Genomic DNA, 18,587 nt, shown 5'->3' with positions numbered 1-18,587 from the left:
TCTCATGCAACAAATAACTGTGTAATAAATAATAAAAAGCAGTGGCACACTGCCACTGCTTTCATCATAGCCACCACTGTCAGGCATTACGCGTGACGGCGTCAACTCACAGCAAACCTTCCGCTTGCATCGCCCGTTGTACCGCGGGACGCTGTGCAACACGAGCACCGAGCGCCTGAAGCGTTGACCATGGCGTCATATCAAAGTGCACCAGTCGCGCCCAATTGAGCACGGTAAACAAATAAGCATCGGCAGCACTATAACTTCCGGTGAGATAGTTTTTATCACCGAGTTCGGCAGCAATCCAGTTAAGGCGACGGGTCAACAATGCCTGTGTCGCCTTTCTGGCATCCTCACTGGCATTAGGATTAAATAAAGAACCCATAGGCTTGTGAATTTCGGTAGAGATATACACCAGCAGACTCAACAGTTGATAACGCGCTTCACCACTGACAGGAATTAGCCCAGCCTCTGGCCGCTGATCACATAGGTATTGGGCTAGAACTGAAACTTCCGTCAGCACATGGCCGTTATCCAGCGCTAATGCTGGGACATATCCCTTACTGTTAATGGCTAAAAAATCTGCCCCACTTTTAGTGAGTTTGGCTTTCAAATCCACCTGTTCCAACTCGTGAGTTAGATTCAGTTCTTCCAGCAGAATATGCGGTACCAGAGAACAAGCACCTGGAGCGAAGTAAAGTTTCATGAATACAATAATCCTTTGTTGATTACCTTCTTAAAAGAAGCGGGAGCAGTCTAGCGACTGGCGCATAGCGCACCAATACTTACCTCAAAGTTAGTGTTATTCAACTATATTGCTACTGATATCCAACAATTTTATGCGACTGCCAATTGTGGTCGCTTGGCATAACGGTTGGCCAAAATCGCACAGTAAAAAATCTGCAGCGGGTGATACAACATAATTGGCAATAGCAGCATTCCCAACCGTGGATCGGCACCAAAAATCACTTTAGCCATCGGCACGCCAGCCGCCAAGGTCTTCTTAGTACCGCAAAATAGCGCAGCGATTTCATCTTCCACCGGGAACCCCAGACCTTTAGTCAGCCGCTGTAACAGAAATACCACCAGCAGCAGGATCAGCACACACAAAACTATAGTGGTGGCAAGCATCGGCACGGAGAAATCATGCCAAATGCCTTGCATCACCGAATCACAAAACGCGTTGTAGATAATCAGCAGGATCACTAGCTTGTCAACTTTACCGGTAAAGGATTTATGTTGTTGGACCCAGCCCAGCAGTTTGGGCCGCAACAGTTGCCCAGCCAACATCGGCAATAGCAGCATTTCGGCGATGCTGATAATGGTGTGGGTCAGATCCAATGAACCACCCGCAACATCCATAAACCAGCTAACCAACAATGGCGTAATGAAAATGCCGATAACATTTGACAGCGAGGCATTAAAAATCGCTCCTGGCACATTGCCGTGAGCCACGCTAGTCATGGCAACGGATGAAGAAATAGTGCTCGGCAGCACCAGCAGATAACAGAATCCCAACGCCAAGGCCGCAGGTAACAACAGGTTAAACAACCAAGCGAAGCACAGCCATAGCACCGGATACAGGATAAAAGTGGTGCTTTGAGTCAAAAGATGCAGACGCCAGTTACTAAGCCCGGCGCGAATAGCCGCTGGCGACAGACCAATGCCGTGCAGGAAAAAGATAATACCAATGCCCACAGCCGTCACCTTTTCCAGATGCAACACCCCACCGGAGTGACCAGGCACAGGTAACATGGCGGCTATGGCAATCGCCACCACCATTCCTAACAGGAACCATTCTTTCTTTAGTGTTTTCAACAACGCATCAAGCTGTTTCATAATCCTTGTCCAAACAGAACGTCTAACGCATATGCCACGGGTGAGGCACAATCACTCGCCATAGGGTAAACTGCTGTTATTTTCCGGCTAACGGTAAAAACCAATAGAATGTCGAAAATAAGACAAAAACGTTTGATCCCGACTTTATCTGAGTTGCCGCGTCCCATTTATGCACGAGCCGAATCTTGGAGCGACAACGGCAGTCAGACAGAATGGCACAGTCATCCCTGGGGGCAACTGTCTTATGCTTTGTCCGGCATTTTAGTGGTCAATACCCGTCGCGGCCGTTATGTAGCACCGCCACAATACGCGATTTGGTTACCCGCGCAGGAACAGCACGAAGTGGTCTCAGGTGGCGCGGCGGTGATGCGCAGTCTCTATGTTGACAGCGGCCAACTGGCACAACCGCGCTGGCAGCAACCGCTGGTATGTGAAATTACCCCGTTGGTGCGTGAACTGATAATTCAATTCAGCGCCAGTCCCGCCGAATATGCGCCAGACACCCCGGCGGCCCGCTTAGCACAAGTGCTATTGGATCAATTGGCGCAACTGCCATCAGCGCCATTGCAACTGCCGATGCCGGAAGATCGCCGTTTACAGGCACTGTGTCAGCAATTGCAAACGGCAGATGAACAAATTCCTCTGGCGCAACTGGCATCGCAACTAGGACTGAGCGACCGCAGCGTCAGTCGCTTGTTCAAAGCAGAAACCGGCATGACCTTCCGGCAGTGGCGTCGAGCATTACGGCTATTTAAAGCACTAGAAGCGCTGCGGGAAGGCAAAGCAGTCACCACCGTCGCGCTCGATTGTGGCTATGACTCAGTATCAGCCTTCGTATCAGCTTTTCGCGAGCAGTTTGGCAAAACGCCGGGACAATATTTTAAGCCTTGATCTTTCCTCTCAGGATAACCTGCTGATTTTTGCACATGGGCCTCTTTCCGGCATACAGCTAATGTGCTTTTATAGCGGCTTCATAGCTAACGGAATTGCCTCATGAAAGATGAAACCATTGCCATCCATTATGGCTATCACACTGACCCCACCACCAAATCGGTGGCGGTGCCGATTTTCCAAACCGTCGCTTACGAATTTGATAATGCCCAACACGGTGCCGATCTGTTCAATCTGGCGGTTCCTGGCAATATTTACACGCGCTTGATGAACCCAACCAATGATGTGCTAGAGCAACGCCTGGCAGCGCTAGAGGGCGGTATCGGCGCACTGGTGGTTAGTGCTGGCGCGGCGGCAATCAACTATGCCATTCTGACCTTGGCTCAGGCCGGCGATAACATTGTCTCCACACCACAGTTATACGGTGGCACCTACACCCTGTTTGCCCATATGCTGCCCAGCCTTGGTATTAAGGTAAAATTTGCCAAAGACGATAAGCCTGAGAGCCTCGCGGCGCTTATCGATGACCAGACTAAAGCGGTTTACTGTGAATCTATCGGTAATCCTGCTGGTAATATTGCCGATCTGGAAAACATTGCCAAACTGGCGCACGCACAAGGCGTTCCTGTGATAGTCGATAACACGGTTGCCAGCCCGGTACTGTGCAAACCCATCCAATTTGGCGCCGATATCGTTGTGCATTCCATCACCAAATACGTTGGCGGCCATGGCACCTCCTTGGGTGGCGTGATTGTCGATTCAGGCAAATTCCCGTGGGCGGAACACAAAGCCCGCTTCCCAGTGTTCAATCAACCAGAGCCGTCTTACCACGGAGTGATTTATACTGAAGCGTTCGGTGCCGCCGCCTTTATTGGCCGCGCCCGTACCGTACCTTTGCGCAACACTGGCTCAACGCTATCGCCCATGAATGCCTTTTTACTGTTGCAAGGATTGGAAACCCTGCCACTGCGGATGGAGCGCCATTGCTACAACGCCGCCAAAGTTGCACAGTTTCTTAAAGCTCACACTAAAGTCAGTTGGGTAAGCTACGCCGGTCTGCAAGAGTCGCCTTACTATCCGCTGGCGCAAAAATATATGCACGGCACCCCGTCCGCCATTTTGTCGTTTGGGTTAAAAGATGGCTACGAGGCCGGGGTACGATTCTATGATGCGTTAAAGATGATTAAACGTTTGGTGAACATTGGTGATGCCAAGACGTTGGCCTGTCACCCGGCGTCAACCACTCATCGCCAGATGGCACCAAATGAGCAATTACAGGCTGGCGTTAAACCAGAGATGATCCGCCTGTCCATTGGTATTGAACATATCGATGACATCATCGCCGATCTGGATCAAGCGCTGAACACCTAAGCACTAGTGGTTGTCTTGTCCTAAGATAGGTTATCAAGCAGAAAGCGCACTTTAAGTGCGCTTTCTGCTTATATACTCAGCAATGGTCTCAACCGTCAACCACACTGAACTACCACTGCATTTCGCCAGTGTTGACTTTGGCACTAAGTTCCAGCGATTGCTCACCAGCCAAAGTGGGATATTTGGCTTTCATCATCGCCACTACTGCCGCCGAACCATGTTCACTTTTTAGTGCGGCATCAAAATCTTGCAGGTACTGTTTAGTAAATTCCAGCGCCTTCACCCCCGCTGGCATAGTGTGAATATAATGTCCAGGGATCACCTTTACGGGGTTAAGCGCTAACATGGCATCAAGATCATCACGCCAGCTTTGTCTTGCAGCCACACTCTGGGTATCTGCGGTCCACACATGTTGACCAGACACCACCCCAACGCCACCTAAAATTGTACGGTTCTGCGGTATCCACAAAAATGCACCATAATCATTGGCTTTGTGCAGCTCTACCGTTACGCCGTCAACCGTAAACTGCTTTTTATCAGTCACCTGCGGCACGATGATTTCGCTTGGAGCCCCGGCTTTTAACAGCGGCCCCCAATACGCAATTTTGGCGGCTTTCGTGGCATTGATATGCTCGACGACTTTTTGAGTAGCAACCACCTTGGCCTCTGGGAACGCCGCCACTATCGGCTGCAAACCAAAATAGAAATCAGGATCGCCACAAGTGATCAAAATGGTGGTCAAATGCTTGCCACTTGCTTTAATGAGCTTTACCAGTGCAGCGCCATCTTGGGTGCTGAACTGCGCGTCCACCAGCATGGCTTCATGCGGTCCACTAATCAAAGTCGAGCTGATGGGGAATATCCCATTCTGCTGGGGGTTGTACGTTTGTAATTGCAATGTCGCGCCATTGGCGCTGGCAACACTCGCCAGTAATCCGACAACGGCGACACACCACAGTTTAACTAAATGTTTCATTTGCTACTCCTTTCGATGGTGCTGTGCTCACGCCGATAACCATTGGCGCAGTTGCTTAACTAAGGCTGCTGGCTCACCATAAAAACGGCTAACCGGCACATTGATAAATTGTTCACCGCGTTGCAGCAATAGACTGGGAAACCCTTGTGCACCGTGCTGTACCATCAGTTGCCGCGTTTGCTCAATTGCTTGCGTGGCCTGTTTTTTAGCCGCATCACTGCTGGCTTGTTGCCACCGTCCAGTGTCTATCGCCAAATCTGCAGCCAAGGCGCTCAATACCGCAGGCTGAGTGATATCTTTGCCTTCCACATACCAAGCGTGCTGCGCTGCCGCCAGAAACGCTAACGCATCGCCATCATCTTGCTGTTGCAGTGTTAGCATCGCCGCACTGGCGGGCAGTGAATCCAATACCACCGACTGATCACGGCACAAGTGCTCACGATAATTATCACCAAAAACGGCCCCGGTCAGTTCCGCAATGCGGGCATCGTGTTCACTGACATGCTGATGCCAGTCGGCATTGATTCGACGGCGGCTATAGCCGATAAACAAGCCGCCTGAGTGCAAAACATTGTGGCTCGGCCATGCAGCGGCTGTGGCTTGTAGCAGCGGTAAAGCGCCATAACTCCAGCCACAGAGCGGGTCAATTATCCAGTGCAAAGTGAATTGTGTTGCTGTAGTCATCATGAAATCTCCTGCGTTCAATCAATGCTGCTATTTTAAGTTTCATTTTCAGCAACAAAATCCCCATAATAAGACATAGTTTGTTTCTTAAATCGAGCAGATGAATGGACAGGATCACCGCTGCGCAGGTATTTAATCGTATTTGTGAATTGGGTAGTTTAAGTGCCGCATCACGGGCGATGGGGATGTCGCGACCGATGATCAGTCGCTATTTAGCAGAAATGGAAGACTGGGCCGGAACGCGCTTGTTGCATCGCTCCTCGCGCAAATTAAGCTTAACGCCTGCAGGCGAGCAACTGCTATTACAAACCCAAGCGCTGCTGCAAGTCGCCGAAGGGATCAGTCAAGTGGAACGGCAACAAACGGTGGCGGGAACCTTGCGTATTTCCTGCGCCCATTTCACCGCGCAGCGGATTTTGAATCCGCTGTTGCAGCAGTTTCTCAAGCAACATCCCGCCCTGAAAGTGGAAATACAGATCAGTAATCAAAACGTTAACTTGGTAGCGGAACGAATCGATTTGGCGCTACGCATCACTAACGAGCTAGATCCCAATATTATTGCCAGAAAATTGGGTGACTGCCGTTCGGTGCTATGTGCCAGTGCCAACTATCTTGCCGAGTATGGCTCGCCGCAAACACCCGCACAGTTAATCAACCATAACTGTTTGCACTATAGTAACTTTTCTGATGGTTACTGGTCGTTTACAGCACCAAATGGCGAGCCCATTGATGCGGCAATTCGAGGGAATTTGTGCGTCAATGAGTCTTCCATTTTACTGGATGCCATCCTCAATGATGCAGGTATTGCGATGTTGCCAACGTTAGATGCCGCGCCTTATATCCAAAGTGGTCAGCTAATTCCGCTGCTTGGCGACTACCCGCCACAATTACTGGGGATCTATGGTATTTATCGCAGTCGCTTGCATCAGCCATTAGCCTTGAAATTGTTGCTGACGGCCTTGCAGGACTATCTGCGGCAAGCAGATCAGCAGGCGTTAACCCAAATGACCATTAACTCACCATAGCGCCAGTGTTTTTCCATGTGATACGCTGACGCGGCAATAAGCACTCAGCGCGGGCGCTATTTTCAAGTGGCCGCAACGCCGAGAAAGCTAACCACCGCGGTCATCCGCTCACGGTGAAGATGAAACATGAATCCAACAAAAGTGGTGCGTGAACAGGTAAAACAGTTGACCGACTTGCCCAATATTGGCAAAGCCATGGCGGGCGATCTGCAACGATTGGGCATTAGCACGCCGCAACAACTGCATGGACGCGATCCCTACGCGTTATATCTGGCGTTATGTGAGTTGACCGGGGAACGTCAAGATCCTTGTGTGCTTGACGTATTTATTGCCATTACCCGCTTTGTGGATGGTGAGGATGCCGCCCCTTGGTGGCACTATACGGCCGAGCGAAAAGCCCGCTATCAACGCTAGTGATGAACACCGTTTGCCGTTTATTCACTGGCAGTCAGGGCGGTGATGATATGCGGCATCCGCCGTTTCATCTCCTCCACAAACAACCGAAGCTTCGCCGGATAAAAACGCGCGTAAGGATAGATGATATAAACCGGTAATGGCGGTGCCTGCCAGCCGGGCAATAGCTGTTGCAACCGTCCCGCACGCACATCTTTTGCAACTAGCCATTCTGAGCCCACACCGATACCCAACCCGTTGACGGCCGCGCTGCACAAGGCATAAAGGCTGTCGGTGTAGAATCTGGGCGTGAGTTTCAAGGTGTACTGTTCGCCACTTTGGTGACTGAGTATCAGCTCATTACGGTAAAAAGTTTGCAGCGACAACCAGGGTTTCTGCTGCAATTGTCGCGGATGCGTCAGTGCGCCCCAGGTTGCCACTAGCGTTGATGACGCCACTAGGATGCGCGGAACTTCGGCCAGTTTAATCGCCACCATATTCGCATCGCTCACTTCCCCCACCTGAATGGCACAATCAATATCCGAAGCGATAAAATCCTTGATGGCACGGTCATCATGCAGCAGCCATTGTACCGAGACATCAGGATACTGCCGCATAAAATCTGCTAGGGGTGCCACCAGTGCATCCTGTCCAAAAGCATGCGGCGCAATTACTCGCAACATGCCTTCTGGTGCCTTAATGGCCCCAGTCAACTCGCTGTCAAAACTGTCCCACCGTTCCACCAATTCTTTGGCACCCGCATAATAACGCTCCCCCACTTCCGTCAAACGGAACTGATGAGTGGAGCGGTGCAGCAGTTTCAGGCCTAACTGTTGTTCCAAAGTTTGGAGACGGCGACTGATAGTTGGCTGAGTGGTTGCCATCTGTTTGGCGGCAGCAGACATTGAACCCGCCTCTACAATCCGGATAAAGGTTTTCATCAGCTCGATGCGGTCGGGTACGTTAGCAATGACCATGATTGCACTTCCTTTTGTTGTCAGACAACACGCCAGCAGTTTTATACACATTACGTATATCAAGATTACCAGTCAGCCATCTACACAGCAAATATCAGCGGATTATCATCACATCCATCGAAATCAATAGGTATACCATGATGAAATCCATGCACGATACACATAACACCCAACAACCGGCTATTCCCGGTTATTTGATCTTCATGTTGGCTTTGACCGCAGGGATGGCCGTTGCTTCACTGTATTATTGTCAACCATTACTGGCATTGCTCGGCAACGATTTTCACCTGAACAGCGCTACGGTTGGCACATTACCAACACTGACACAGGCAGGTTATGCACTTGGGCTAATGTTGTTGATCCCGCTCGGAGACAAATTTGACAGGCGCCACGTGATACTTGTTAAAGGTCTAGCGTTAGCCACAGCATTGGCCTTTACCGCAGTTAGCCCAGGTTTGGCACTAGTGCTAGTGGCCAGCTTTATCGTAGGGATCACCGCCACCATGGCGCAGGATGTAATCCCCGCGGCGGCGGCCATGACGGACAGTAGTCAGCGTGGTCGAGTTGTAGGACAAGTGATGACCGGATTATTGACGGGGATACTCCTGTCACGGGTGATCAGTGGTTTTATCGGTGAATGGTTCGGCTGGCGCAGTGTTTATCTCGCCGCGGCTGCAGCCATGTTACTGGTGACGATTTTACTATGGCGCGCCTTGCCGCGGTTTACCCCCGCCAGTACGCTGAGTGTTGGTGAGTTATACCGCTCTATGTTTAGTTTACTGGCGACTCATGCCAAATTGCAGAAAGCCGCCGTAGCACAAGGACTGCTAAACGCCGCCTTCAGTGCCTTCTGGACCACATTGGCATTAATGCTCTATCAGAATTTTCATCTAGGCAGTAGTGCCGCTGGCCTATTTGGTCTTGCCGGTGCAGTTGGCGCATTAACCGCACCTTTTTTTGGTAAAGCGGCCGACCGTTTTGGACCACAGCGCATGACACGGATTGGGGCACTGCTGACCGGCGTATCATTTTTACTGATGCTGTTTGCGGGAAGTGCGATTAACACCACATGGTATTTGCCAATATTGGCAGTGCTAACGGTGAGTTTTGATATGGGGGTGCAAATGTGTCTGATCTCCCATCAGACCATCATCTACAACACCGCCCCCCATGCGATGAGTCGAGCCAATGCCATTCTGCTAGCCGGAGTATTTATCGGCATGACCAGCGGCAGTCTGGTTGCCAGCCAGCTATTTAGCCACTGGGGTTGGCAGGCCGTGATAGCCTTTGCCACGTTGGTATCCGCACTAGCGCTGCTACTGCGGTTGCTGCCAGAACGGCGCACTATGATAAGTGACACTGTGATTTAGGTAACATTTTACTTACAGTAATCCGGCTGCAGTTCACGCCGCGCAAAATACTGCGGCCACCAAGTTGTTTTTTTGACCAGTAGCGCAAATTTTCTGTGGTCATACGGGTAATTTGGACAACCGTGTGCGACTCAGCGCACCGACAATCTCCCCAGCAAAGCAGGTTGGCCATCAATGGCAAGTCATTGTGGCTGACCGAAAGGAAATCATCAGATGAAAACAGCGGTATTGGTTATAGATGTACAGCGCGCTTTTTTCGAGCAAGAACCACTGCCCTATCGCGCTAAGGCAACCATTAACAACATCAATGCAGTCACCGAATGGGCGCGCGCGCAACGTTACCCGGTGGTGTTTATTCAACATCAGCGTGCGGGGCTGGAGCCTGGCGGCGATGGCTGGCAGTTGCAACTGGATTTATTGGTGCGTCATGGTGATCAATTTGTTCAGAAAAGCACACCGGATTCGTTCCAGAACACCATTTTAAAACCGCTGCTGGATCAACACGGCATTGACCACTTGGTCATTTGTGGTTTTGCCACAGAGTTTTGCGTAGACACCACGGTACGCCGTGCAGCGGCTCTGGGATATTCAGTAGACTTGGTAGCCGATGCCCATACCACACTGGATAAAGCCCATGCTGATGCCGCCTGTATCCGCCATCATCACAACTGCACGCTACCGGCGATTACCAGCTTTGGCGTTACCATCCGCGCCGTGCCAACGGCTCAATTAGTGTTGACAGAACAACACCCGGCAACATTAGTGTTATAACGCCTATTGGACGCAGTAACCGCATAAAAAACGTGGCTCAATGGCCACGTTTTTTGGGTTAGGCGTTAATATCAGTTAGGAATAATCTCTCTGATCTGAATATCAAACCAGCTGGCACGCCCGTTAGGCGCGGTAGACTTGACTTGTACCTGCTGAAATCCATGTAATGTCACGGGTACCCAACTCATATTCTCAGCATCTATGCTGTTGTTATTGGCATCGTACCAAGTCACACGATATTGTAGATTCAGGTTATAAGATGTATGACTGCGTAAGGTAGCATAGCCACTCAACTGACCACCATCTGGATAGGCTTTTATCGATTCTAGGCTCACCTTGCGACCAATGCTGACATTATCAACCCGGTTAACGCCCTGTGAATTTGCATAAATCCCGGCAGTATTGGTTACACAGGCACCAAGTGTCAGCAACGCCACTGTCATCAGCACAGCTGTTTTCATTCTAGATACTCCTTCATCAATCGATCAAAAAATGCGCCCTCGCAGTGGCAATCAGCTGTTTGCGATTAGTCTGCCAGCAGTTGATATGCACGTTAGCCACACGTCTTCCTTGGCGAGTGATATAGCACTCAGCAAAAGAGTCTTTATGATACCCCGCACGTAAATAATCGATAGAAAAATCGACTACTTTAGGCACTTTACTGGTCTGCATAAACACCATCAACTGGATGATGGCTGACATTTCCATAAAGCCAGCAATCACCCCGCCATGCAATGCGGGCAGTACTGGATTACCGATGTTGTCATCTTTTGCTGGCAGCCGAAACACCAGTTCGTCGCCAAAACGATTGACCTCCATGCCAATAAATCGGGCATAGGGCACATGTTCCAGCAGATAGTTAAAATCGTTGGTTTCAGCGACTTTGGCTACCAGACTTTTGACATCGCTTATCTGAGGTTTGTTCTCGCTCATGGCTACTGCTCATCCCCCATTAATGCTTGTCGGAACGCGTCACCTATCATTTCAGGGCTAATCCGCATAAAACTGCCCACGGCGTGCGCAATTGGATCATCGATGCTGTCCTGGTAGGCGAAACCGCGGGTAAAAGCGACACTTGAGGATAAACGGTAGCATTCAGCAAACCCGAATATGGGTTTATGAGGTTGCGCAGGCTTCATATAGTCCACCCGCAGATCCAGCGTGGGGGAGATCTCTAATGAAGCAAATTTTTGCTTGATTGCACACACGACCGCGCAACCACTGGCGGTATCCATCAAGGTGGTGATCACACCGCCATGTAACACGCCGGTGTCGGGATAGCCAATCAACGCCTCGTTATAGGGTAACTCCAATAGCACATGATGTTCGCTGGCCTCATGTACCTGCAACCCCAGGCGGCGACACTGGGCTAACTGATTAACAAACCGGGTCGCCAAGCCGGTCATTGGAAAAAATTCTGGATTGGTCTTCATTTATCGCTCTTGTCGGTGCTTTTGCAACTGAGCATCGGCCCTAACGGCTCACCGCCCAGCAGATGCATATGCACATGGAATACTTCCTGACCACCATACTCATTACAGTTAACAATCAGACGGTAACCATCTTCAGCAATGCCGGCTTCTTCAGCCAATTTGGCGGCCACGGTAAACATCCGTCCCAGCGCCTGTTCGTCGGATGCCTTCACATCATTAATGGTGGGGATCACATGATTAGGAACAATCAGCAGATGCACTGGGGCCTTAGGCGCTATGTCTCTGAAGGCAGTGACCAGATGATCCTGATACACGATATCGGCGGGAATTTCACGCCGTACAATTTTACTGAATAGGGTTTCTTCGGCCATAGTCCACTCTCCGGTGTGTTGTTTTCAAAGCCTTAATATCACAGTTTTTCACTGTTTAGCCATTATAACCGAAGCAATCACAGATGGAGCGACCAAACCCGACTCACAGTTGCTAATTGCCGCATAAACGCTGTAAACCAGCAGCAACAGCATCGACACTGGCAGCATAGCGGGACAGTATAAGACTTTGAAAATCTGCAATGATGATTGCTGGCGGCGGGCATTTTTGGCAGCATGGCATCATCTTAAGCCCACATACATTCTCGTCCCATGATCCGTTATCAGATTACCGCCATCGATCCGGTGGCCCATCTGTTTGAAGTCGCGTTACGTATTGATAAACCCGCCTCGGTGCAACAGCTGTGGCTGCCCGCTTGGTTGCCCGGCAGTTATATGGTGCGTGACTTTGCCAAAAATCTTATCGATATCCGTGCATTTGATGAAATCAATCGGCCATTGCCGCTACAACAACTGGACAAGCAACGCTGGCAAGTGAGTTCCAGCGCCGAGGTGCTGCACCTGCGTTACCGGGTTTATGCCTGGGATTTATCGGTACGCACCGCCCACCTGGATCAGACTCACGGTTTCTTTAACGGCAGTAGCGTCTTTCTGGCGGTGGCTGGTCGCGAGCAACAAACACATGAAGTTGAAATTCTGCCACCCAAAGGAATAGTAGACTGGCAACTAGCCACCATGTTACCTCGTGTTAGTGGCGACGACTGGCAGTTTGGCCGTTTTCGTGCAGCGGATTACGATGAACTTATCGATCATCCGGTAGAGATGGGCACCTTTACTATAGGTACTTTTAATGCCTGCGGCGTACGTCATGATGTTATTCTCACCGGGCGTCATTACTGCTGTATGCCGCGTTTGCTGGCCGATTTAACCACCATCTGTGAAAGCCAGATCCAACTGTTTGGTACGCCAGCGCCGTTTGACCGTTACCTGTTTATGACCCAAGTGCTAAAAGACGGCTTTGGAGGCTTGGAACATCGAGCCTCCACGGCCCTGCATTGCTCCCGCCATGAACTGCCACAATCAGTGGATGCGCCAGTGGATAAGGACTATCGCAACTATCTGACGCTCTGTAGCCATGAGTATTTCCATAGTTGGAACGTCAAACGCATTAAACCTGCGGCTTTTATGCCGTATCAGTTACAAGCTGAAAGTTACACCCGCCAGTTATGGGCTTATGAAGGCATCACCTCTTATTACGATGACTTGATGACCTACCGCAGTGGCTGCATTGACAAACAAGGCTACTTGGAACTACTCAGCCAGACCTTTACCCGCGTTTATCGCGGTAGTGGCCGCTTACTACAGAGCCTGAGTGATTCCAGTTTTAATGCTTGGACTAAGTTCTACAAACAGGATGAAAATGCGGGCAATGCGATTGTTAGCTACTACACCAAAGGCGCGTTATTTGCCTTATTCCTCGATTTAACCCTGAGATTAGAAACTCATGGCAAAAAATCGTTGGATGACCTGATGCGCCTCCTGTGGCAACGTTTTGGTCAAAAAGCCCTTGGCACCGCTGATGACAGCCACCAGCAACTTTACAGCGAGTTGTTGGGCCGTGATGCTACTGCAGAATTTGCTTGGCTCCACCAAACAGAAGATTTACCACTGGCCTCGCTGCTCGCGCAATTTGGCGTTGAACTGAAACTGCGTACCAGCAGTGGTAATAGCGATCAAGGTGGTGGCAACATCGACGGACTCACCGTCGGTTTTGGCGCTAAATATAAGGCGGAAAGCATTGGGATCCGCCTGACCAGTATCAGCAACGGCTCCGCCGCTCATAAAGCTGGCCTCAGTGCTAAAGACCTATTGATTGCGGCTGATGGACTGCAAGTCAGCGCGCAATTTGAGCAAGCATTGCAACGCTATCAGCCCGGAACATCCATCACCCTGCATTGGTTCCGCGATGATGTGCTGATGACAGGAGAATTACCTATTGAAGCCGCCGCCAAAGATACGGTGTCACTTATCTTAAAAGATGATGTGCAGGCCAAAGCTTGGTTGGACTAGTCGGTTAATGCGCTGATTTGCCTAACACTTATGTGCCGAAAAAGAGTGGTGCCAGCCACTCTTTTGCTTTCAGCATGCCAGGCATCATTCATTACTTGGCACGCGCAAGACAATAACATCGTCGCTGGCATCTTATGCCAGCCATAGCACCGATTCGGCGAACTAAACCGTGAGTTCTGCATATCTGCTTCGCAAAACGCGCAGATTGCTTTACTATGCGCCACCCCAAAAAATTTCCGCTGAAATACCTAGGCCAATATGTCTGCCAATGCACTCTATAACGATCTTTCCGGCTACTACGATTTAATGTGTGTCGATATCGACTATCAAGCCCAAAGTCATTGCATCCGCAGGCTCCACCAAATTTTTGGCAACGGCGGTAATACCCATCTCGATTTAGCCTGCGGTACCGGCCCGCACGTACGCCATTTTATCGATTATGGCTTTCAAAGTTGTGGACTGGATATTAACCAGCCAATGCTTGATATTGCGGCAGAGCGTTGCCCAGAGGCAGAGTTTACCCGGCAGGATATGAGCAGTTTTGCAGTAGCTAAACCGCTGGATTTGATTACTTGCTTTCTCTATTCCATCCACTACAACGGCGGCCTCGATAAGCTGCAGCAATGTATCAGCCACGTTCACCAAGCATTAAACCCCGGTGGCATTTTCTGCTTCAATGTGGTCGCAAAAGACAAAATAAACAATGCGTTATTTGTTAAACACAGCACCAAACACGCAGACGATTTATTCTCTTTCCGCTCCAGTTGGTTTTATAGCGGCGCTGGCGACATGCAGTCACTCAAACTCAGCATTGAGAAATCTAACGCCAGCGAAACCCAGATATGGCATGACGAACATCCCATGGTGGCGTTCTGCTTTGCCGACTTAATCGCACTGCTACAGCCTTACTTTGAAGTACATATGTTTGAACATGACTACAACAAAATCATGCCGTGGGATCAACAATCCGGCAATGCCATTGTAGCGTGCGTGAAGATCTAACGTCGACGCACGTTATTGGACAGAAACGTGATAGACACTTTGCTCTAACTCGTCAGTTTTGGATTAAAATTTTTATGGGTTAACGCCGCAATAAACGGCTGAAAAAGCTTGGCTATAATTAGTGAGGTACGAACTAAGCCAAGCTTTTTGGGTCCGCACTTGGTTGCTTTGTTATGTATCGTCGCGCTCAGAGTTAGCGTATATTTTAGCAGCCAAATCATCCATGTACTCAGAGATTAGTGGAGATAAACGATCAAATGCTTTATCTAAACCAGTGAAGTTTTCTTTTTTTACCCAGCCTTTACTTGAATGTTTTGAAGCAAGTTTTTCAGATACCTTGCCAACATGCTTAATAGCGTTATTCAATTCAAGTAACTCATCGAAAGCTTGAAAGTTTTTAACTAACTTCAAGTCGAAAGGTAATGCTTTTTCTAAGGAATTAAAATTAAAGAGTTTGGAGGAATCAATAGAAGGCATGTGCCATTTAACAACTCGTTTTGTGTGAATTTCAACAAGCTTAAAAAGAGCTGTTATAGATAATTCATAAGAAAGAGTTTTAACCTGATTGACTAGATAATATTGATCATCAAGAACTCCCCTATAATCCTCCATATCTCTAGGATCTTCAAATTGGTCGGGAGATAAATTATCCCACTCATGATCAATTTTGCCTTCCCAGTTACAAATCGACTTATCTACAAGTTTCCTAAACTCCACAATAGCTTCATCATTTATTCTTCTGTGGCTGTTCTCTAATATCTTGCTAAAGCTAATACCACCCATGATTTACCCTTAGATACATAGACATCATGATTCCCTGACCGAGGTGTCGACCTCCTGCGTTGTCGTGGGTTAGTCGAACCAGAGCCACACTGTTAATGAGCATTAATCGTTAACAGAAACAGGAGATCGACATGTCTAAACCTAGCACGATTTTCATCGGCATGGATGTGCACAAAGAAACCACAGATGTTGCGTTTGTTTCTACCGAGGATAGTGCCGTCTCTTTTTATGGCACTATCCCCACCAACAGTCGTTCTGCTCTCAACATTATCAAGAAGTTTGCAAATAAAGCCAGTCACTTATGTGTAGTTTATGAAGCAGGCCCCTGCGGCTATTGGCTCTACCGATTGTTAAAACACAAGGGCATTGAATGTTGGGTGGTTGCGCCATCCCTCATCCCCAAAGCTCCTGGCGATAAAGTCAAAACCGATAGGCGTGATGCCATGACGTTGGCGCGCTTGGCGAAGGCCGATTTAATTCAATCGATCCACATTCCCGATGCTCCTGATGAGGCTATTCGAAACCTTATTCGATGTCGAGAAGATTGCATGGTGGATTTACGTCAGGCTCGGCAGCGACTGAAGTCCTTTTTATTGCGTAACGGCCTCTCTTATTCCGGGCGGGATAATTGGAGTGATGCCCATAAACGCCACTTAGCCGATCTGCGATTTTACGAGCCTGCACAAAACATCACATTCCAGCATTACCGAAGTATCGTTGAGACGCGCTACCAACAACTCCAGCACACCGAACGTGAGTTAGAAGTCGTAGTGCAACAGTGGCGCTGGTTTCCATTGGTCCAGTTTCTTACTGTGTTCCGTGGTATTCGGTTTATCAGTGCAGTGTCTTTGGTGGCCGAACTTGGCGATCTGCAGCGCTTTGCCAGCCCTCGCTCATTAATGAATTTTGTGGGTCTGACCCCTTCGGAGCACTCCAGTGGCCAACGCCAACAACAAGGGTCAATCACCAAGTGTGGTAATACCCATGCGAGGCGAATTTTAATAGAAGCCGCGTGGTCTTATCGATTTCCTCCCAAGGTCTCTCGTGAGCTACAAATTAGGCAGCAAGAACACTCGCCTAAGCTGTTGCAGCGCTCTTGGGAAGCTCAGCTTCGACTGTGCAACAAGTTCCGCCGCATGAAAGCCAGAGGCAAAGAGCACAGCAAGGTGGTAACGGCGGTTGCCCGTGAATTACTGGGATTTATCTGGGATGTCGGGCAGCGATTTAACCCGGAGAGTCACTCAGTGGGCTAAGTGGTAAAGCAGGCAAAAGTTGCAACCTGAATGAGAGCGATTGGCGGCAGCGGTGTGAGCAACCCTCGACGGCGTTAAGCGATATCAACTCGCGTCCCTAGACAGAGGCAAGGCTCCAACGGCGTAAACAAGTCATGCGGATAACCAAACCCGCGAATATCAGCAAGGTCAACCGCCGAAACTGATTTGCCAAAGATCACTCATTCAGGTTCTTTCTGGCCAGACAAGGCTTCTGGACAAGAAAGCTATGTACCTATTGACTGAATCGCCACTACTTCACTAGACATCAGGGTGTCAATGAAATACGGGCCATTCCACGTCCATTTTTAAGGCGCTTGTTATGATTCACTTTCCACTGATACTGTTTTAAAGCTTACTGCTGAATCAATGGGTAGATCATTTAGCAGGATTTCTAATTCATGGTAAGAGCCATTAACGTTCAAAGTAAGCTTTAATTTCATCGCACTTTTCCAGCTACCAAACTCTGAAGCATCTTTTGAAAACTGTGATAAGGCATCATCACTTAATTTAAGGGTGCCGCTCATAGGAATATTATTTGCCATTTTTATATTTGACACTACGACGTTATACATAAAGCCTGATTTTAAATTGATCGTTCCATTCATCGATTAACTCCATAATTTTTATTGCAGCATAACGCCCTATTAAGGTGTGAGCAACGCAATACCGAAGCTCCCGCAAACCACCTTAAACACTAAAACCAACACATAGTGAAAATGCCAAGCGTTGCAAATCCCTCTTAAACAGTTTGTTGTGAGCGCAGCCCAAGTTCTGCACGAGCCGCTATAACAAACAACTCTCGAAAGTCTGCATATACCTTGCCTGTATCTTTAGCTAACTCTAATGAATACATGTTTATTAAGATTTCAAACATATCAACTGCTTTCTTGTATACAACGTCACTAGATACCAATTGAACTTGCGACAGTAAGCCTGCAACTTTTTGTAGCCTAACGTTAGCATCTGACTTATCAGTTAGGGCTTGTAAAGCAGCAGAATTTGACTCTGACAAAAACTGTGAATACAACTGCCGCCTTTCTCTTGCGAACTCCGACGACAATTGATGAACCATTTCCTTTTTCTTGATGGATGCGCTGGCAAAATACGAAGCGCAGCTACCAGCAAAAACACCAAATAGCGCAATTGATGCAGATATTATCGGAGTAATCTCATATTCCATATTTTCCCTCTATCTCATAACGAGCATAACGCAACGGCGCGGTTTTCCGTGTCCGTTGCCTTGGCTTGTTTTGTGAGCCACAGATTACGTAGGAGGTGCGCATGATGAGCTATTTGACTTCCTTATATCTGAACTCTTCCAACATGAGAATGTTTGTTCCTCACTTGAAGCTGGCTGGCGGAGGCTGCGTGCAAGCTCGTATCATCTGCAACGCTAATG

At 48.9% G+C, this 18,587-nt stretch carries 21 protein-coding genes; 9 read left to right on the top strand and 12 right to left on the bottom strand.

Annotation, left to right across the window (positions count from 1 at the left end; all coding sequences use genetic code 11):
* Positions 1 to 106 precede the first annotated feature (106 nt).
* Positions 107 to 706 (bottom strand): glutathione transferase GstA, encoded by a 600-nt coding sequence (gstA, locus tag J3L11_RS11640; protein ID WP_207571085.1) that lies wholly within the window; start codon positions 704 to 706, stop codon positions 107 to 109.
* A 131-nt stretch (positions 707 to 837) separates the two neighbouring features.
* Complete coding sequence (locus J3L11_RS11635; protein WP_189615937.1) at positions 838 to 1,839, bottom strand: bile acid:sodium symporter family protein; 1,002 nt, start codon at positions 1,837 to 1,839, stop codon at positions 838 to 840.
* A gap of 108 nt (positions 1,840 to 1,947) precedes the next feature.
* On the opposite strand from J3L11_RS11635, the gene J3L11_RS11630 reads away from it, so the two are divergent.
* Positions 1,948 to 2,730: a helix-turn-helix transcriptional regulator gene (locus tag J3L11_RS11630; protein WP_207571084.1), complete on the top strand. Its 783-nt coding sequence runs from the start codon at positions 1,948 to 1,950 to the stop codon at positions 2,728 to 2,730.
* Between the two features lie 102 nt (positions 2,731 to 2,832).
* Complete coding sequence (locus tag J3L11_RS11625) at positions 2,833 to 4,101, top strand: O-acetylhomoserine aminocarboxypropyltransferase/cysteine synthase (protein ID WP_207571083.1); 1,269 nt, start codon at positions 2,833 to 2,835, stop codon at positions 4,099 to 4,101.
* Between the two features lie 109 nt (positions 4,102 to 4,210).
* Here the strand turns inward: J3L11_RS11625 and J3L11_RS11620 are convergent, their stop codons facing one another.
* Together J3L11_RS11620 and J3L11_RS11615 are read right to left on the bottom strand one after the other, a co-directional pair.
* Positions 4,211 to 5,077: a Vmh family MBL fold metallo-hydrolase gene (locus tag J3L11_RS11620; protein ID WP_207571082.1), complete on the bottom strand. Its 867-nt coding sequence runs from the start codon at positions 5,075 to 5,077 to the stop codon at positions 4,211 to 4,213.
* Positions 5,078 to 5,104: 27 nt separating this feature from the next.
* Positions 5,105 to 5,764 (bottom strand): DsbA family protein, encoded by a 660-nt coding sequence (locus J3L11_RS11615; protein ID WP_207571081.1) that lies wholly within the window; start codon positions 5,762 to 5,764, stop codon positions 5,105 to 5,107.
* Between the two features lie 101 nt (positions 5,765 to 5,865).
* Between J3L11_RS11615 and J3L11_RS11610 the strand changes: the two genes are divergently transcribed.
* Both J3L11_RS11610 and J3L11_RS11605 read left to right on the top strand, forming a co-directional pair.
* Entirely contained in the window at positions 5,866 to 6,786 is a 921-nt protein-coding gene (locus J3L11_RS11610; RefSeq protein ID WP_189615951.1) for a LysR family transcriptional regulator, read from the top strand.
* 126 nt (positions 6,787 to 6,912) lie between these two features.
* Positions 6,913 to 7,200, top strand: coding sequence for a helix-hairpin-helix domain-containing protein (locus J3L11_RS11605; RefSeq protein WP_189615953.1), 288 nt, complete (start codon positions 6,913 to 6,915; stop codon positions 7,198 to 7,200).
* 20 nt (positions 7,201 to 7,220) lie between these two features.
* Here J3L11_RS11605 and J3L11_RS11600 read toward each other — a convergent pair whose 3' ends face one another.
* Positions 7,221 to 8,156, bottom strand: a complete 936-nt coding sequence (locus tag J3L11_RS11600) for a LysR family transcriptional regulator (RefSeq protein WP_207571080.1) — start codon at positions 8,154 to 8,156, stop codon at positions 7,221 to 7,223.
* A gap of 137 nt (positions 8,157 to 8,293) precedes the next feature.
* Between J3L11_RS11600 and J3L11_RS11595 the strand changes: the two genes are divergently transcribed.
* Both J3L11_RS11595 and J3L11_RS11590 read left to right on the top strand, forming a co-directional pair.
* Positions 8,294 to 9,526 carry an MFS transporter gene (locus J3L11_RS11595; protein ID WP_207571079.1) on the top strand — a complete coding sequence of 411 codons (1,233 nt, stop codon included), beginning with the start codon at positions 8,294 to 8,296 and terminating at the stop codon, positions 9,524 to 9,526.
* 213 nt (positions 9,527 to 9,739) lie between these two features.
* Positions 9,740 to 10,297 (top strand): cysteine hydrolase family protein, encoded by a 558-nt coding sequence (locus J3L11_RS11590; RefSeq protein ID WP_189615956.1) that lies wholly within the window; start codon positions 9,740 to 9,742, stop codon positions 10,295 to 10,297.
* Positions 10,298 to 10,368: 71 nt separating this feature from the next.
* Here the strand turns inward: J3L11_RS11590 and J3L11_RS11585 are convergent, their stop codons facing one another.
* From J3L11_RS11585 to hinT, 4 genes are read right to left on the bottom strand one after another with little or no spacing between them, the layout of a single operon-like run.
* Positions 10,369 to 10,758, bottom strand: a complete 390-nt coding sequence (locus J3L11_RS11585; protein ID WP_207571078.1) for a DUF1425 domain-containing protein — start codon at positions 10,756 to 10,758, stop codon at positions 10,369 to 10,371.
* A gap of 16 nt (positions 10,759 to 10,774) precedes the next feature.
* Positions 10,775 to 11,230 (bottom strand): PaaI family thioesterase, encoded by a 456-nt coding sequence (locus tag J3L11_RS11580; protein WP_189615960.1) that lies wholly within the window; start codon positions 11,228 to 11,230, stop codon positions 10,775 to 10,777.
* Positions 11,231 to 11,232: 2 nt separating this feature from the next.
* Complete coding sequence (locus J3L11_RS11575) at positions 11,233 to 11,730, bottom strand: PaaI family thioesterase (RefSeq protein WP_133037760.1); 498 nt, start codon at positions 11,728 to 11,730, stop codon at positions 11,233 to 11,235.
* A complete protein-coding gene (hinT, locus tag J3L11_RS11570; protein ID WP_133037761.1) occupies positions 11,727 to 12,101 on the bottom strand; it encodes a purine nucleoside phosphoramidase in 375 nt (124 codons plus the stop codon). The genes J3L11_RS11575 and hinT overlap by 4 nt, the downstream gene beginning before the upstream one ends.
* A 270-nt stretch (positions 12,102 to 12,371) precedes the next feature.
* Between hinT and J3L11_RS11565 the strand changes: the two genes are divergently transcribed.
* Positions 12,372 to 14,129, top strand: a complete 1,758-nt coding sequence (locus J3L11_RS11565) for a PDZ domain-containing protein (RefSeq protein WP_207571077.1) — start codon at positions 12,372 to 12,374, stop codon at positions 14,127 to 14,129.
* Between the two features lie 258 nt (positions 14,130 to 14,387).
* Positions 14,388 to 15,131 (top strand): class I SAM-dependent methyltransferase, encoded by a 744-nt coding sequence (locus J3L11_RS11560; RefSeq protein WP_207571076.1) that lies wholly within the window; start codon positions 14,388 to 14,390, stop codon positions 15,129 to 15,131.
* 171 nt (positions 15,132 to 15,302) lie between these two features.
* On the opposite strand, the gene J3L11_RS11555 is transcribed toward J3L11_RS11560, so the two are convergent.
* Entirely contained in the window at positions 15,303 to 15,914 is a 612-nt protein-coding gene (locus tag J3L11_RS11555) for a hypothetical protein (protein WP_207571075.1), read from the bottom strand.
* 131 nt (positions 15,915 to 16,045) lie between these two features.
* Here J3L11_RS11555 and J3L11_RS11550 point away from each other — a divergent pair, with 131 nt between their 5' ends.
* On the top strand, positions 16,046 to 17,167 hold the full coding sequence (locus tag J3L11_RS11550; RefSeq protein ID WP_207571074.1) for an IS110 family transposase: 1,122 nt from the start codon (positions 16,046 to 16,048) through the stop codon (positions 17,165 to 17,167).
* A gap of 338 nt (positions 17,168 to 17,505) precedes the next feature.
* On the opposite strand, the gene J3L11_RS11545 is transcribed toward J3L11_RS11550, so the two are convergent.
* The gene (locus J3L11_RS11545; RefSeq protein ID WP_207571073.1) at positions 17,506 to 17,793 is read right to left on the bottom strand and encodes a hypothetical protein; all 288 of its coding nucleotides are present in this window, start codon (positions 17,791 to 17,793) and stop codon (positions 17,506 to 17,508) included.
* Positions 17,794 to 17,927: 134 nt separating this feature from the next.
* Complete coding sequence (locus J3L11_RS11535) at positions 17,928 to 18,368, bottom strand: hypothetical protein (RefSeq protein ID WP_207571072.1); 441 nt, start codon at positions 18,366 to 18,368, stop codon at positions 17,928 to 17,930.
* Positions 18,369 to 18,587 lie beyond the last annotated feature (219 nt).

The sequence above is a fragment of the Shewanella sp. 4t3-1-2LB genome, from assembly GCF_017368415.1.
GTDB lineage: Bacteria > Pseudomonadota > Gammaproteobacteria > Enterobacterales > Shewanellaceae > Shewanella > Shewanella fodinae.
Note: the sequence above shows the minus strand (reverse complement) of the source record. Positions and strands in the feature narration are given on the sequence as shown.

Bases quoted from the DNA above. Each gene is read 5' to 3' on its own strand.
- gstA (WP_207571085.1), bottom strand. From the start codon at position 706: ATGAAACTTTACTTCGCTCCAGGTGCTTGTTCTCTGGTACCGCATATT.
- J3L11_RS11635 (WP_189615937.1), bottom strand. From the start codon at position 1,839: ATGAAACAGCTTGATGCGTTGTTGAAAACACTAAAGAAAGAATGGTTC.
- J3L11_RS11630 (WP_207571084.1), top strand. From the start codon at position 1,948: ATGTCGAAAATAAGACAAAAACGTTTGATCCCGACTTTATCTGAGTTG.
- J3L11_RS11625 (WP_207571083.1), top strand. From the start codon at position 2,833: ATGAAAGATGAAACCATTGCCATCCATTATGGCTATCACACTGACCCC.
- J3L11_RS11620 (WP_207571082.1), bottom strand. From the start codon at position 5,077: ATGAAACATTTAGTTAAACTGTGGTGTGTCGCCGTTGTCGGATTACTG.
- J3L11_RS11615 (WP_207571081.1), bottom strand. From the start codon at position 5,764: ATGATGACTACAGCAACACAATTCACTTTGCACTGGATAATTGACCCG.
- J3L11_RS11610 (WP_189615951.1), top strand. From the start codon at position 5,866: ATGGACAGGATCACCGCTGCGCAGGTATTTAATCGTATTTGTGAATTG.
- J3L11_RS11605 (WP_189615953.1), top strand. From the start codon at position 6,913: ATGAATCCAACAAAAGTGGTGCGTGAACAGGTAAAACAGTTGACCGAC.
- J3L11_RS11600 (WP_207571080.1), bottom strand. From the start codon at position 8,156: ATGGTCATTGCTAACGTACCCGACCGCATCGAGCTGATGAAAACCTTT.
- J3L11_RS11595 (WP_207571079.1), top strand. From the start codon at position 8,294: ATGATGAAATCCATGCACGATACACATAACACCCAACAACCGGCTATT.
- J3L11_RS11590 (WP_189615956.1), top strand. From the start codon at position 9,740: ATGAAAACAGCGGTATTGGTTATAGATGTACAGCGCGCTTTTTTCGAG.
- J3L11_RS11585 (WP_207571078.1), bottom strand. From the start codon at position 10,758: ATGAAAACAGCTGTGCTGATGACAGTGGCGTTGCTGACACTTGGTGCC.
- J3L11_RS11580 (WP_189615960.1), bottom strand. From the start codon at position 11,230: ATGAGCGAGAACAAACCTCAGATAAGCGATGTCAAAAGTCTGGTAGCC.
- J3L11_RS11575 (WP_133037760.1), bottom strand. From the start codon at position 11,730: ATGAAGACCAATCCAGAATTTTTTCCAATGACCGGCTTGGCGACCCGG.
- hinT (WP_133037761.1), bottom strand. From the start codon at position 12,101: ATGGCCGAAGAAACCCTATTCAGTAAAATTGTACGGCGTGAAATTCCC.
- J3L11_RS11565 (WP_207571077.1), top strand. From the start codon at position 12,372: ATGATCCGTTATCAGATTACCGCCATCGATCCGGTGGCCCATCTGTTT.
- J3L11_RS11560 (WP_207571076.1), top strand. From the start codon at position 14,388: ATGTCTGCCAATGCACTCTATAACGATCTTTCCGGCTACTACGATTTA.
- J3L11_RS11555 (WP_207571075.1), bottom strand. From the start codon at position 15,914: ATGGGTGGTATTAGCTTTAGCAAGATATTAGAGAACAGCCACAGAAGA.
- J3L11_RS11550 (WP_207571074.1), top strand. From the start codon at position 16,046: ATGTCTAAACCTAGCACGATTTTCATCGGCATGGATGTGCACAAAGAA.
- J3L11_RS11545 (WP_207571073.1), bottom strand. From the start codon at position 17,793: ATGAATGGAACGATCAATTTAAAATCAGGCTTTATGTATAACGTCGTA.
- J3L11_RS11535 (WP_207571072.1), bottom strand. From the start codon at position 18,368: ATGGAATATGAGATTACTCCGATAATATCTGCATCAATTGCGCTATTT.